The organism is Marinomonas profundi, assembly GCF_020694005.1.
Classification (GTDB): domain Bacteria; phylum Pseudomonadota; class Gammaproteobacteria; order Pseudomonadales; family Marinomonadaceae; genus Marinomonas; species Marinomonas profundi.
In genome coordinates, this window is the sequence record NZ_CP073013.1 from 3,106,435 (window position 1) to 3,119,557 (window position 13,123).

Consider the following 13,123-nt stretch of genomic DNA (forward strand, 5'->3'; position numbering starts at 1 on the left):
AGGATCGAAGATGAAAATACTTGCATTTGGTGCTAGTTCAAGCCGTCAGTCAATTAACAAGGCCTTGGCGGGTTACGCCGCTAATCTGGTTGAAGGTGCACAAGTCACGCTGTTAGACCTTAATGATTTCGACATGCCCTTGTTTAGCGAAGATGTTGAAAAGCACTCAGGTGTTCCTGCTCAAGCACAGGCATTTGTGGATGCCATTGCGCAGTCAGATGCGATTGTTGCCTCGTTTGCAGAGCACAACGGTTCTTATTCTGCGGCGTATAAAAATGTCTTTGATTGGGCGTCTCGTATCGAAAAAGCCGTGTATCAAGATAAGCCTATTGTGCTGCTGTCTACCTCGCCAGGGCCTGGTGGCGCGAGCAGTGTGTTGGCGCAAACCGTCAACAGTATGCCTTTCTTCAAGGGGAATGTAGTGGGAAGCTTGAGCGTGCCGAGTTTCTATGACGTGATGAAAGACGGCCAAATTGTCGACGAATCGGTGAAACAGTCGCTAGCAGCGCTGATTGCAAAATTATAAGGAGACGACTATGCCCTATGTCAATATACGCATTACCGATGAAGGTGTGACCAAAGAGCAAAAACAGGCGCTGATTAAAGGCGCGACAGATTTGCTGGTTGATGTGTTAGGTAAAAATCCAGCCACTACTGTGGTGGTGATTGATGAAGTGAACACCGATAATTGGGGGATTGCCGGCGAGCAAGTAACGGAGTTGAGAAAGAAATAAAAACCGAGTTGAAAGATTCCCTATAGGAATCCAAAAGATAAGTTTTATTCCTTTTACAAATACCTCTCTTAACCGCATGCTAGCGCTTTCTTTAAAACCTAGGGAAGCGTAACGCATGTGGATCTTTATTACCCTGTTTGCCGCAGGGTGTCAGTCGGTTCGAACCGCTTATCAAAATACGTTAGCCCAGCAAACGGGGTTCTTGCATGCCACTATGTCGCGCTCTTTGTATGGTTTGCCGTTGGTCAGTGTGTACCTTGTGGTGTGCTGGCAGGTTTTTGGCTGGGTGTCGGTCGAGAAAACGTGGGTGTTTATTGTGGCGGCGACTATTTGTGCTATCGCGCAGATTATGGCGACCTATTTTATGTTGCGAGTCTTTCAATCTGGCAGTTTTGCGTTAGGAACCTTGCTGGCAAAAACCGAAGCAGTGTTGGCGGCGTTAATTGGCTTACCTTTGTTGCATTATACTTTGACGGTCGGCTCGTGGTTGGGCATTGCGTTTGGTGTGCTGGGGGCCATTGTAATGAGCATTCAATGGAAAAATATTAAACAGGCTCATAAAGATGTTTCTTTGCTCTTGGGCTTGGCAAGCGGTTTGTGTTTTGCGATTACATCGGTTACCGCGTCGATGGCAAGTCATGCGCTGTCTGGTTCTATCATTACCAGCGCGGGTGTCACGCTTTGGTATGTTTTAGCCTTGCAGTCGGTTATTTTGTGTACTATTCAGATTTATAAAAGCAAAGATATATTGGCACCCTTTAGGCAGGAGTTTGCGCTCAGTTGTAAAGTCGGTGTGCTAAGCTCTTTAGGCTCAATCGGTTGGTTTACGGGCTTTGCTTTGGTCAATCCAGCTTTGGTCAAAACGCTAGGACAGATTGAAATTCTTGGCACGCTGTATTATTCAAAAGTGCGCTTCGCGGAAAAAATAACCAAGCAGCAGTGGATCGGTGGCGTGATGATTGTGATCAGCGTTGTGTTAGTGGTGACATCGACGATTAAGTGAGGACAGTATGGAATCCAATAAGATCAATTATGTTGAATTGCCGGCGCGGGATTTGGCCTTAAATAAAGCGTTTTTTAGCCAAGTATTTGGCTGGGGATTTAAAGATTATGGCGCTGAATATAGCGCGTTTGACAATGCCGGATTAGACGGTGGTTTTTTTCAGGCAAACTTTTGTTCAAGGCCGCAAAACGGCGCTGCGCTGATTATTTTATACAGTAATGAACTTGAAGTGGTGTTTGAAAAAGTACAAGCGGCTGGTGGCACAATCGAGCAAGTCATTTTCGATTTCCCCGGTGGTCGTCGTTTTCATTTCCTCGACCCGTGCGGCAATGAATGGGCAGTGTGGAGTGAGCCAGCTTAACTTTCTAGTTAGCCAATAAAAATAGCCGACGTGACTATTACGGTAAACATAACGGTGAATTCACGTCGGCTATTTTTTTACCTTACTCTGTTAGAGGGTGTCGCAAAACATCTTGTAGGTCGCGATTTACCCTTAAAAAAAGTAGGCCGACAAAAAACGCATTACGACAAATCACGTCTTGTCGGGCTAAAGTCACGATCTACAAAACCCTATGTAAATCAAACAATTGTAGGCTAAATGACGTTACACGCCTGATTACGGTCGTACCTCATCAGGCCTACAAAATGTATCCAACCTTCGCTGACTACCTTTAGCGACCCCCTCTGTTATTGAAGCGTAAATTCACCATAATAATTGGTATTCCACTTTTCTAGAATGCCATAATAACTTTCCCCTAAAGCAAGCAGCCAATGGAGTTTGCAGAAGGCGGCTTCAAGGGTCATGTCTCTGCCACTTAAAACATTCATTGACGATAAGATAGAACCCGTCGCATAGGCGCCTTGGGATACGCCACCGTGGAGGCATTGGGTCAAATTAACGATGTTTTTCTTGCGCAACATGGCTTCGGTTAAAAAGGCTAAAAACGCTGGGTTTTGATCCGGCACATTGCCAGCCCCATAGGTTAACAGCACGATGGCTTTGCAGTTATCGTCGTCTAATAAGCTTTGATAGATTGCAACGGGCTGACTAGGGTGTAGGGTAATCACACCCACGGCGCCTTCTTTAAAGCTGATAATGTTGTTTTCAAGTGATGTGTCTGGATTGTCAGCTTCGCTTTGAATCATGCGGTTTGGGTAAAGCTGCATGCCTATGGCAAGCTCCCCTAACAAATCATCATTGGGTGTATGGAAGGCTTTAAACCGGCCACTGCTAATCTTTTGGATGCGATTGCCGCGCATGAGCTTGCCATCAAAAACAAGGCTGACATCCGCAATTCTATGGAAAACCGCCAATGACAACGCCGCTTGCAGATTTGACGTGGCATCACTGCGACTCATGCCTAATGGAATTTGTGAGCCGGTTAGAATGATATTTTTTGCGCACGCACCGAGCATAAAAGACAAAGCGGAAGCGGTATACGCCATGGTGTCTGTGCCATGCAGAATGACAAAGCCATCATAATCTTGCCAATGGGTCGCCAGAATAGACACCAGTTTCGTCCAATGTTTTGGCGTAATATTGGCGCTATCAATCAGCGGCGAAATTTCCAGCACTTCAAAAGAGGGCAATGTTGTGGTGCTCATTCCCAACGCCATTTCTATGCGTTCTTGTAAGCCAGAAGCAGGGGCTAAGCCCTGTTCGGTTTGAACCATGCCGATGGTGCCGCCTGTGTATAAAACGAGTACTTGTGCGCTCATATGACCACCTTGCTAGGAGACAGCATGGATTGTGGGCTTAACAAAATATTGACCTGTTCTTCGGTGAGTAGTTTTTCTTCAATCACCAAAGCCTTCACGGTATTGCCAGTGTGCAGGGCAGTGTTGGCAATGCGAGAGGCGTTGGCGTAACCGATATGTGGAACCAGCGCAGTAATAATGCCGATGCTGTTTTCAACGTGACCCGCGCACACGGCTTCATTGGCGGTGATGCCACGTATGCAGCGCGTTTCCAGCATTTGGCAGGCTTCTTTGAGCATTTTTAACGAATTTAATACGTTATAAATGATCATGGGCTCCATGGCGTTCAACTGCAATTGACCCGCTTCAGCGGCCAATGTTACCGCAAGATCTGAGGCAATGACTTGATAGGCAGTTTGGTTCATCGCTTCTGGAATCACTGGGTTTACCTTGCCCGGCATAATGGAGGAGCCGGGTTGCATCGCTGGTAAATTGATTTCACCTAAACCTGTGCGAGGCCCGCTTGATAGCAAGCGCAAGTCGTTGCTCATCTTGCTCAGCTTAATCGCAAGGCGTTTCAAAATACCGGAGAAAAAGACAAACGCACCCATGTCGGACGTGGCTTCAACTAGGTTGCTGGCAGGTACCAGTGGTTTTGTTGATATAGTCGCTAATTTTTCTACCACCCGTTTGGCGTAACCTTCTGGGGTGTTAATGCCTGTGCCAATTGCGGTACCGCCAAGGTTAACTTCACACAGTAAAGCGCACGCTTCACTGATGCGATCAATGTCTTCGCCAAGGGTAACGGCAAAGGCATCAAACTCTTGGCCCAGTGTCATGGGAACGGCGTCTTGAAGTTGGGTGCGGCCCATTTTTACAATGTGCGCGAATTCACGGGCTTTGGCTTCTAAGGCTTCTTTTAGTGATGCCAGGCTGGGGACAAAGTTATCGGCGGCAAACTGAATGCTCAAACATGCCGCTGTTGGGTAAGCGTCGTTAGTGGATTGCGAGCGGTTTACGTCGTCGTTTGGGTGTAGGTATTTGTACTCGCCTTTTTCATGGCCTAATTTCATTAACGCAATGTTGGCAATGACTTCGTTGGCGTTCATGTTGGTGGAAGTGCCAGCACCGCCTTGAATCACATCGACAATGAATTGATCGTGATATTGACCTTGGATCAAATCTTGGCAGGCATAGACAATGGCATCGGCTTTTTCGGTCGATAATAATGTCATTTCTTGGTTGGTGCGAGCGGCGGCCGCTTTTACCATTGCCAAGGCTTTGATTAATTCAGGAAAGTGTGAAATCGGAACGCCAGTAATGGAAAAGTTCTGAGCCGCACGCAATGTTTGTATACCGTACAATGCGTCAGCGGGAACGTCCATATTGCCAAGTAAATCGTATTCAGAGCGAGTATTCATGATGTTCTTCCTTAGGCCATGGTGAAACGGGCTTACGAGTGGTTGTTATTATTTGACTAAGGATCTTATTAAACGCCAAAAATACGGGAAAAAAGAGTTCGTAAGAAGATGCTTTAATAGACTAGTTGATGCTTTTTAAGCGTCAACTAGCATCATTTTGTGGTGTTTTTCGATGTGAGAATTGATTACACTGGCGTTTGGCTTATGGGTATAAAAAAGAGGCGGGGAATGGGAAAAAACGTTGCGGTTAACTTGCGGTTATTGTGCAGTTACTACAAATCCGTGGCAGAAGTATGCCGCCGATTAAACATCAACCGAGCGCAATTCAATCGTTATCTTAATGGAACGACACTGCCGAGCAGTAGCACGCAACGCCGTATTGGCGAGTTTTTTGGTGTCGAGCCAGAAGAAATGTCGTTGCCGCATGCGCAATTTGTTAAGTTGGTGCAGGCGCGTCCCATTCGTCAGAGCGAGGAAGTGAAAAGCCTGACGCCTGAGCAGCAGCACTTCAATCAGTTGAATCAATCGGGCCAGCAAGGCTTGGCAAAATACGGCGGGTATTACTTTGAGTATTATCTTTCCATGGCGTGCCCTGGGCAGATTTTACGCACCTTGGTACATATCGAATCCCAAGGCGACAAAACCTATTATCAGCGCACGGAGCGGCTGAATCCACGTAACGCAAAAAAGTCTTTTCATGGGGTTTACAATGGCATAGTGCAGCTGTTGTCGGATCGATTGTTTTTGATTGATTATGAACGTCAGACGCACGTAGAAATGACGCAGACCATTCTTTATCCTTCCTTTCAAAACCGTGTTGAACGATTAACGGGCTTGCGCCTTGGTGTCTCGGGAAGCGGTGAAAGAGCGCCTTGCTGTGCGCGGGTGGTGTATGAATATTTAGGTTCGAATATCAATAAGAAACGCGCGGTTGCTCAGTGCGGCTTGTATGATATCGACAGTGAACAGCTAGATGAGGGTATTTGCCAGTCAATCAAAAATGATATGAAAGAAGGTGACTGGCACTTTCGAGCAAGATTTTAAGCGTCTTTTTAAGCGTTTTCTGTTGCGCTTGTTTGAGTCGCTTCTGTCTCAATATCCGTGTTTGGATTGGCCGCTGCTTCCGCTTCCATTTTCGCGCGCTCTGCTTTGGAAATGTATTTAGGCTTGGCTTTTTTAGGGTTCACTTTCAAGTTGGCTTGCTTCATACGCTTGTCGTATATGTCTTTGATTTTTTTGCGGCGATTCATGATTAATCTTGTTCCTAGTCGTCTTGTTGATTGCCCAAGAATGGCATTTAAGGAACATGGCATTCAAAGTACAAAAAAAGCCCTGATCAACGATCAGGGCTTTAATGTTGGTACCAGTAGGCGGACTCGAACCGCCACACCCGAAGGCAACGGATTTTGAATCCGTCGTGTCTACCAATTCCACCACACTGGCCTTGAAAAAGGTGAGGCGTATTCTAGGGTATTTATAGAATAAGTCAACGGATGAAAAGGTTATTTTTTATCTTTTTAATATCTAGTGGCTTAGAAGTACCTTTTTGAGTCGTTTTTCGCTAGAATGCCGGGTCGTTTTTCTAGGTAGTTTTCTTTCCATGCTTGTTTCTGATTATCACTTTGATTTACCTGATTCATTGATTGCCAATTATCCTATGCCTGATAGAACCGCCAGTCGCTTGCTGCATCTTGATGGGCCGAGCGGTGAGGTGATTCATCGTCAATTTCCTGACCTGTTGGACTTGGTTCAATCCGGTGATTTGATGGTGTTTAACAACACTCGCGTGATTCCTGCGCGCGTGTTTGGGCAAAAAGAATCCGGCGGCAAAGTGGAGATATTGGTTGAGCGAGTCATTAATAGCAATGAAGCGCTGGCGCATATTCGGGCCAGTAAATCGCCTAAAGAAAACAGTAAGCTGATTTTGGGGCAAGACAAAGGTGAGCTGATTGAAGCGACTATGATAGGTCGTTCCGGTGCCTTGTTTCACCTAGTGTTTAATGAGTCAGTGTTGGACGTGCTATCCCGTGTTGGGCATATGCCGTTGCCGCCTTATATTGAGCGTCCTGATGAAGACAGTGATCAGGAGCGTTATCAGACGGTTTATAATCAGAAGCCTGGCGCGGTGGCAGCACCGACCGCTGGTTTGCATTTTGATGAAGTCTTGCTGGAAAAACTCAAGGCAAAAGGCGTTGATATCGCTTTTGTCACGCTGCACGTTGGTGCGGGAACCTTTCAACCAATGAAGGTTGAGAATGTTAAAGACCATATTATGCACGCGGAATACGTGGAAGTTGACCCTGATGTGGTTGAGCAGGTTAAAGCAGCCAAGGCGCGTGGCGGTCGAGTGATTGCGGTTGGCACGACCAGTGTGCGCAGTCTTGAATCGGCAAGCCAAAATGGCGAAATCGCGCCGATGCAAGGCGACACCAGTATTTTTATTTATCCCGGTTATGAATTTAAAACCGTGGATGCTTTGGTGACGAATTTTCATTTGCCAGAGTCGACGCTTATTATGTTGATCAGTGCTTTTGCGGGTTACGACCATGTGATGGCGGCGTACAAAAAAGCCGTTGAGCAACAATACCGATTTTTTAGTTATGGTGATGCCATGTTTATTACACGAAATGCGCAGGCTAAAGGCCCGCAAGGTGAGGAATAAGACGTATGTCTGATAAGCGTCCAGAATGTTTTATGGATTTTGAACTTCACACGACGTCAGGAAAGGCGCGTCGTGCGACCTTGACGTTTCCCCGTGGAAAGGTAGAAACGCCGGCGTTTATGCCAGTGGGTACTTACGGTACGGTGAAGGGCATGTTGACCAAAGATATCGAAGAGATTGGTGCCGATATTATTTTGGGAAATACCTTTCATCTTTGGCTGCGTCCGGGAACAGAGGTGGTGAAAGCCCATGGGGATTTGCATGATTTCACCCAGTGGAAGAAACCAATTTTAACGGATTCAGGCGGCTTCCAAGTGTTTTCGCTTGGGGAAATGCGCAAGATTACCGAAGAAGGGGTGAGTTTTCGTTCACCTATTAATGGCTCGAAAGTGTTTTTAAGCCCTGAAATATCGATGCAAGTTCAGCGTGATCTTGGCTCTGATATTGTGATGATCTTCGATGAGTGTACGCCGTATCCAGCGACCCCAGAAGTAGCGGCAAAGTCCATGCGCATGAGTTTGCGTTGGGCGCAGCGTTCAAAGGATGAGCACGGTGATAGCCCATCTGCGTTGTTTGGTATCATCCAAGGCAGTATGTACGAAAACTTGCGTGACGAGTCGTTAGAAGGGTTGGTGGATATCGGTTTTGATGGCTATGCGATTGGCGGGTTGTCAGTGGGTGAGCCGAAAGACGAAATGATGAAGGTGTTAGACCACACTACGCCAAAAATGCCGGAAGATAAGCCGCGTTATTTGATGGGCGTGGGTAAGCCCGAAGATTTGGTCGAAGGCGTTCGTCGTGGCGTTGATATGTTTGATTGTGTCATGCCAACGCGTAATGCTCGTAACGGCCATTTGTTTACATCGGATGGTGTGGTGCGCATTCGTAATGCTCAATATCGTCACGATGTGGGCCCATTGGACAAAGAATGTGATTGTTACACTTGTAAAAACTTTTCGCGGTCTTATTTACATCATTTGGATAAGTGTCAAGAAATGGTCGGGGCGCAATTAAACACCATTCATAACTTGCGATATTACCAAACGCTCATGGCGGGATTGCGTCAGGCGCTCGATGAAGGTAGATTTGACGCCTTTGTTGATGAGTTTTATGCAAAGCGTGGCTTAGAAACGCCAGCTTTGAGTAAATAATAAACAAAATACGCGTTTTTTCATGTAGAGAAGGCGCAACAGTTTCATAAACCATTGGAGAGTTAACACCATGATCGCATTGATCTCACCAGCTTATGCCGAAGGCGGCGCAGCAGCAGATAGCGGTATTTTTAACCTAGTATTGCTTGCTGGCTTCGTTGTCATTTTTTACTTCCTTATGTGGCGCCCACAAGCGAAACGTGCAAAAGAGCATAAAAACTTGATTGCATCGTTGGCGAAAGGCACTGAAGTAGTCACTGGCGGTGGTGTTTTAGGCAAAGTGTCTAAAGTAGATGACAATTATGTGGTACTTGAAGTGTCTGAAGGCATTGAAATGAAATTTCAAAAATCTTCTGTTGCTGCGGTATTACCTAAAGGAACGTTAAAGTCAATTTAACCTTCTTGGAAAAGCGCCTTTTGGTTTTAATTCATGGGCGCTTTTCTTCTTCTTTATCGGTTTATTAATGCGTTGGTTTATTAATGCATTAGTTTATTAATACATCGATCTATTCAATTTTTAGGTGTAAAGGATTTTTCATGCTTAACAAGTACCCCTTGTGGAAGTATTTGCTAATTCTTCTTGTTTTGGCTTTGGGGCTACTTTATGCCTTCCCAAACCTTTATCCGGATGATCCAGCACTACAACTGTCTACCCAAAAAGCCACTGCTATTGTAGATGAGCAGTCATTGCAGAAAGTGAAGAATGCGCTTTCAGAAGCCAATATAGATTTAAAACAAGCAGAGTTAACCTCTGCTGGCGGTACCTTGCGCTTTAATAGTGGTGAGGACCAACTTGCTGCTAAGCCTATTGTGGCGGCAGCTCTGGGTGATGATTATGTGACGGCGCTTAATTTGGTTCCTACGACACCCGAATGGTTGTCTTCTTTGGGGGCTGGGCCGGCGAAGTTGGGTCTTGATTTACGTGGCGGTGTGCACTTTTTGTTAGAAGTCGATACACCGGCGGCCTTGAAGCAAAAGCTTGAGGTGACATCTAGTGAGATGAAGGCGGCATTGCGTAGCGATCGGATACGTTATCGCAGCGTTGATATTGCGGATGGTGTGCTTTCTATTCGTTTTTTGCAGTCGTCTGATTTAGCGCTAGCAGAAACCTTGCTAGAAGACGATTTTTCTGAATATCGCTATGCGACGCGTCAAGAAGAGGGTGACTTCTTTTTAGATGTCAGCTTCACCGAGGCGTCTAAAAAAGAAATTGAAGTCTATGCCTTGCAGCAAAACTTAACCACGTTGCGAAATCGGGTGAATGAGTTGGGTGTGGCGGAGCCTTTGGTTCAGCGTCAAGGCAGTAATCGTATTGTGGTGGAGTTGCCAGGCGTGCAAGACACGGCGGCGGCAAAACGTATTATCGGTGCCACAGCGAACTTAGAATTTCATCTAGAAGCGGGTTTGGACGACAATGGTGCAGACATAGAAACGCTGACTTTTCGTGATGGCAGTGGCCGTACCGCGCGTTTAGAGCGTGACATTATTATTACTGGCGACAGTGTTTCTGATGCGAGTTCTTCTTTTGATGAAAATGGTCGTCCACAAGTAAACATTAGTTTAGACGGCAAGGGCGGCAAGCAGATGAGCAAAGTGACTCGTTCTGCGGTCGGTCGAAACATGGGGGTGGTGTTTATCGAGCATAAGTCTCGTAGTCGCTTTGTTGAAAAAGACGGAAAACTAGAAGAAGTTCGTAGAAGTTACAGCGAAAAAGGCATTATTTCGTTGGCAACCATTCAAACAACACTAGGCAATTCATTTCGTATCACAGGGTTAGACAGTCCGCGTGAATCTTCTGAGTTGGCCTTGTTGCTGCGTGCAGGTGCGTTGGCCGCGCCAATTTACTTTGTTGAAGAACGTACTATTGGGCCTAGTTTAGGGGCGGAAAATATTAAGCTAGGCGTTAGTTCTGCGCAAATTGGCTTGCTGGTTGTGATGTTGTTCATGCTGGTTTACTACAAGGTATTTGGTATTTTTGCCAACGTTTCATTGGCGTTGAATATCATTCTTTTGATGGCGTGTATGTCTATGCTTGGGGCGACTCTGACGTTGCCGGGTATTGCTGGGATTGTGTTGACCATGGGGATGGCGGTGGACGCCAACGTGTTGATTTTCTCAAGGATTAGAGAAGAATTGGCCAGTGGTATGTCAAGTCAGCAGGCCATACATTCTGGCTTCAACCGCGCATTTACGACTATTTTTGATGCCAATATCACGACCTTGTTAGTGGCGGTGATTTTATTTGCCGTAGGCACAGGCCCTGTTAAAGGTTTCGCAGTGACCTTGTCATTGGGGATTCTTACGTCGATGTTTACGGCTATTATTGTTACCCGTGCGCAGGTTAACCTGGTGTATGGCGGTCGTAAAAACAAGAAACTGTATATTTAGGAGAGCGCCATGAAAGTGACAACTATTCCATTTATGGCACTGCGTAAAATCGTAGCTGCTTTTTCGATTGCGCTGATTCTTATTTCGCTCGGTGCCTTGGCGACAAAAGGCTTGCAGTTTGGCCTAGACTTTACAGGCGGTACTTTAATCGAGGTGGCTTATAAAGAAGCGCCAAAGTTAGAGGATGTTCGTGAGTTGCTGGGTGAAAATGGCTACTCTGATGTGGTTGTGCAGAACTTTGGTTCGACAACGGATGTGGTGGTGCGTATGGCAAATGCTTATACGCCAACCTTGGGTGATGAGGTGCTATCAACACTTCAAAATCAAGGCTCAAATGAGATAACGCTCCAGCGCTCGGAGTTTGTGGGCGCTCAGGTGGGTGATGAGTTACGCGAACAGGGTGGTTTGGGCATGTTGCTTGCCTTGGCTATCGTGATGATTTACGTGGCGGTGCGTTTTCAGTTTAAATTCTCTGTGGCGTCGGTAGTGGCTTTGGTTCATGACGTTATTATTACGTTGGGCTTCTTTTCTCTTTTTGAGGTGGAGTTTGATCTGACGGTGCTGGCGGCGCTGTTGGCAGTAGTAGGTTATTCTATTAATGATACGATCGTGGTATTTGATCGTATTCGTGAAAACTTTCGTATCATGCGCGATACCACGCCTTATGATTTGGTGAATGAATCCATTAATCAGACATTGGGCCGTACCTTGATTACGTCGATGACGACCTTGTTTACGCTGATTGTTTTGTTTTTTGCCGGTGGCGAAGCCATTCATAATTTCTCCATGGCCTTGCTAGTGGGGATTATTATCGGGACCTACTCTTCCATCTTCGTGGCAGCCAATTTGTTGCTGGCGATGGATGTGAAGCGAGAGGATTTGATTCCAGCGCCAAAAGAAGAGTTAGAAGACGATTTGCCATAGCGTATTTTGTGCTCGTTGTTTATGAAAAAAGCCTGCAAAATTGCAGGCTTTTTTATGTCATTTTGTGAAGAACTTTTTTATGGTTAGGGGGTTTTATTTGTCAGTGATTGAGGGGGGATTATCTAGGATGCGTTTTTTATTACCGAGTGTGTTGTTTTGCTTAGCTAGTGCTCAGGTTAGTGGGTTTGATTTGAGCGCTATGGATAAAACGGCCCAAGATTTTCCTAATATTGAAACCGTGCAAATGGCGCATAAAGGCGAGGTTATTTGGTCGAAAGCCTATAACAAGGCAAATATTCGTGCCGTTGCCAATATTAAGTCGGCGTCAAAGTCTGTGATGTCTGCCATCGTTGGGATGGCGATTGAGCGTGGCGTTGTGGAAGGTGTGGATCAGCCTATAGCGCCTTTGTTTATTGATCAGCTGCCCAATGATCCTGACCCCCGTTTAAGTCAAATTACCATCGGCCATTTGTTGTCTATGCAGGCAGGGCTAGAGCGGGCATCAGGTCGCAATTATGGCCGTTGGGTAGTCAGTGATAATTGGGTGAAAACCGTGCTTGCTTGGCCATTTGTTGATGCGGTGGGAGGCGATATGCAGTATTCCACGGGCAATACGCATTTGCTGTCCGCTATTATTATGGCGCAAAGTGGTGAGCATACTTATCGTCTGGCGAATAAATGGTTTCAAGGTTCTGGTGTGAAGATTGAAAGTTGGGAAACCGATCCGCAAGGCATTCCCATGGGGGGGAATCAAGTGGGCATGACGCCAGCGTCATTATTGGCCTTTGGGGAACTTTATCGTCGCGGCGGTGTGACTGCGTCGGGTAAGCGCTTGTTATCTGAAAAATGGATTGAGGAAAGCTGGACGCCAAGAACGCAGTCTCGTTTTCATCAAGGGGAATACGGCTATGGCTGGTTTATTCAGTCTTTCGCTGGTGTAAAAGGCTATTATGGTTGGGGGTATGGCGGACAAATGATTTACGTATTACCAGAGCTGGATTTAACGATTGCGATCACCTCTCAAGAACATCTTCCTTCCGGGCGCACGGGCTATCGAGATTTACTGCATGACATGGTGAGTAGGGATGTTGTGCCTGTGATTAAGTCAGCTGGATGATTTGTGTAATAAAAGCCTGCCTTTT

General features: G+C 46.2%; 14 protein-coding genes and 1 tRNA gene. 11 read left to right on the forward strand and 4 right to left on the reverse strand.

Going from position 1 to position 13,123, the window contains the following annotated elements; translation table 11 throughout:
* Positions 1-10: 10 nt before the first annotated feature.
* From J8N69_RS14435 to J8N69_RS14450, 4 genes are all read left to right on the forward strand, one after another.
* Positions 11-526, forward strand: coding sequence for an NADPH-dependent FMN reductase (locus J8N69_RS14435; protein WP_168826203.1), 516 nt, complete (start codon positions 11-13; stop codon positions 524-526).
* Between the two features lie 10 nt (positions 527-536).
* Entirely contained in the window at positions 537-734 is a 198-nt protein-coding gene (locus tag J8N69_RS14440; protein WP_168826205.1) for a 2-hydroxymuconate tautomerase family protein, read from the forward strand.
* Positions 735-849: 115 nt separating this feature from the next.
* Complete coding sequence (locus J8N69_RS14445) at positions 850-1,737, forward strand: EamA family transporter (protein ID WP_168826207.1); 888 nt, start codon at positions 850-852, stop codon at positions 1,735-1,737.
* 7 nt (positions 1,738-1,744) lie between these two features.
* Entirely contained in the window at positions 1,745-2,098 is a 354-nt protein-coding gene (locus J8N69_RS14450; protein ID WP_168826209.1) for a VOC family protein, read from the forward strand.
* Positions 2,099-2,424: 326 nt separating this feature from the next.
* On the opposite strand, the gene J8N69_RS14455 is transcribed toward J8N69_RS14450, so the two are convergent.
* Together J8N69_RS14455 and J8N69_RS14460 are read right to left on the reverse strand one after the other, a co-directional pair.
* Entirely contained in the window at positions 2,425-3,456 is a 1,032-nt protein-coding gene (locus tag J8N69_RS14455; protein ID WP_168826211.1) for an asparaginase, read from the reverse strand.
* Complete coding sequence (locus J8N69_RS14460; RefSeq protein WP_168826213.1) at positions 3,453-4,856, reverse strand: aspartate ammonia-lyase; 1,404 nt, start codon at positions 4,854-4,856, stop codon at positions 3,453-3,455. Before J8N69_RS14460 ends, J8N69_RS14455 begins: the two co-directional genes overlap by 4 nt.
* A 228-nt stretch (positions 4,857-5,084) precedes the next feature.
* Here J8N69_RS14460 and J8N69_RS14465 point away from each other — a divergent pair, with 228 nt between their 5' ends.
* Positions 5,085-5,900, forward strand: coding sequence for a helix-turn-helix domain-containing protein (locus J8N69_RS14465; RefSeq protein ID WP_168826215.1), 816 nt, complete (start codon positions 5,085-5,087; stop codon positions 5,898-5,900).
* 8 nt (positions 5,901-5,908) lie between these two features.
* On the opposite strand, the gene J8N69_RS14470 is transcribed toward J8N69_RS14465, so the two are convergent.
* Together J8N69_RS14470 and J8N69_RS14475 are read right to left on the reverse strand one after the other, a co-directional pair.
* The gene (locus J8N69_RS14470) at positions 5,909-6,106 is read right to left on the reverse strand and encodes a DUF2986 domain-containing protein (protein ID WP_168826217.1); all 198 of its coding nucleotides are present in this window, start codon (positions 6,104-6,106) and stop codon (positions 5,909-5,911) included.
* Between the two features lie 108 nt (positions 6,107-6,214).
* Positions 6,215-6,299: transfer RNA gene (locus tag J8N69_RS14475), tRNA-Leu, on the reverse strand.
* 157 nt (positions 6,300-6,456) lie between these two features.
* Here J8N69_RS14475 and queA point away from each other — a divergent pair.
* The 6 genes from queA (at position 6,457) to J8N69_RS14505 (ending at position 13,098) form a co-directional block, all read left to right on the forward strand.
* Entirely contained in the window at positions 6,457-7,518 is a 1,062-nt protein-coding gene (queA, locus tag J8N69_RS14480; RefSeq protein ID WP_168826219.1) for a tRNA preQ1(34) S-adenosylmethionine ribosyltransferase-isomerase QueA, read from the forward strand.
* Positions 7,519-7,550: 32 nt separating this feature from the next.
* A complete protein-coding gene (gene tgt, locus J8N69_RS14485) occupies positions 7,551-8,669 on the forward strand; it encodes a tRNA guanosine(34) transglycosylase Tgt (protein WP_211085113.1) in 1,119 nt (372 codons plus the stop codon).
* 70 nt (positions 8,670-8,739) lie between these two features.
* Positions 8,740-9,066 (forward strand): preprotein translocase subunit YajC, encoded by a 327-nt coding sequence (yajC, locus tag J8N69_RS14490; RefSeq protein WP_168826223.1) that lies wholly within the window; start codon positions 8,740-8,742, stop codon positions 9,064-9,066.
* A 140-nt stretch (positions 9,067-9,206) separates the two neighbouring features.
* Complete coding sequence (gene secD / locus J8N69_RS14495; RefSeq protein ID WP_168826225.1) at positions 9,207-11,057, forward strand: protein translocase subunit SecD; 1,851 nt, start codon at positions 9,207-9,209, stop codon at positions 11,055-11,057.
* A 9-nt stretch (positions 11,058-11,066) separates the two neighbouring features.
* Positions 11,067-11,981, forward strand: coding sequence for a protein translocase subunit SecF (secF, locus tag J8N69_RS14500; protein WP_168826227.1), 915 nt, complete (start codon positions 11,067-11,069; stop codon positions 11,979-11,981).
* A 127-nt stretch (positions 11,982-12,108) separates the two neighbouring features.
* Positions 12,109-13,098, forward strand: coding sequence for a serine hydrolase domain-containing protein (locus J8N69_RS14505; protein WP_227803908.1), 990 nt, complete (start codon positions 12,109-12,111; stop codon positions 13,096-13,098).
* The last annotated feature ends 25 nt before the right edge of the window (positions 13,099-13,123 follow it).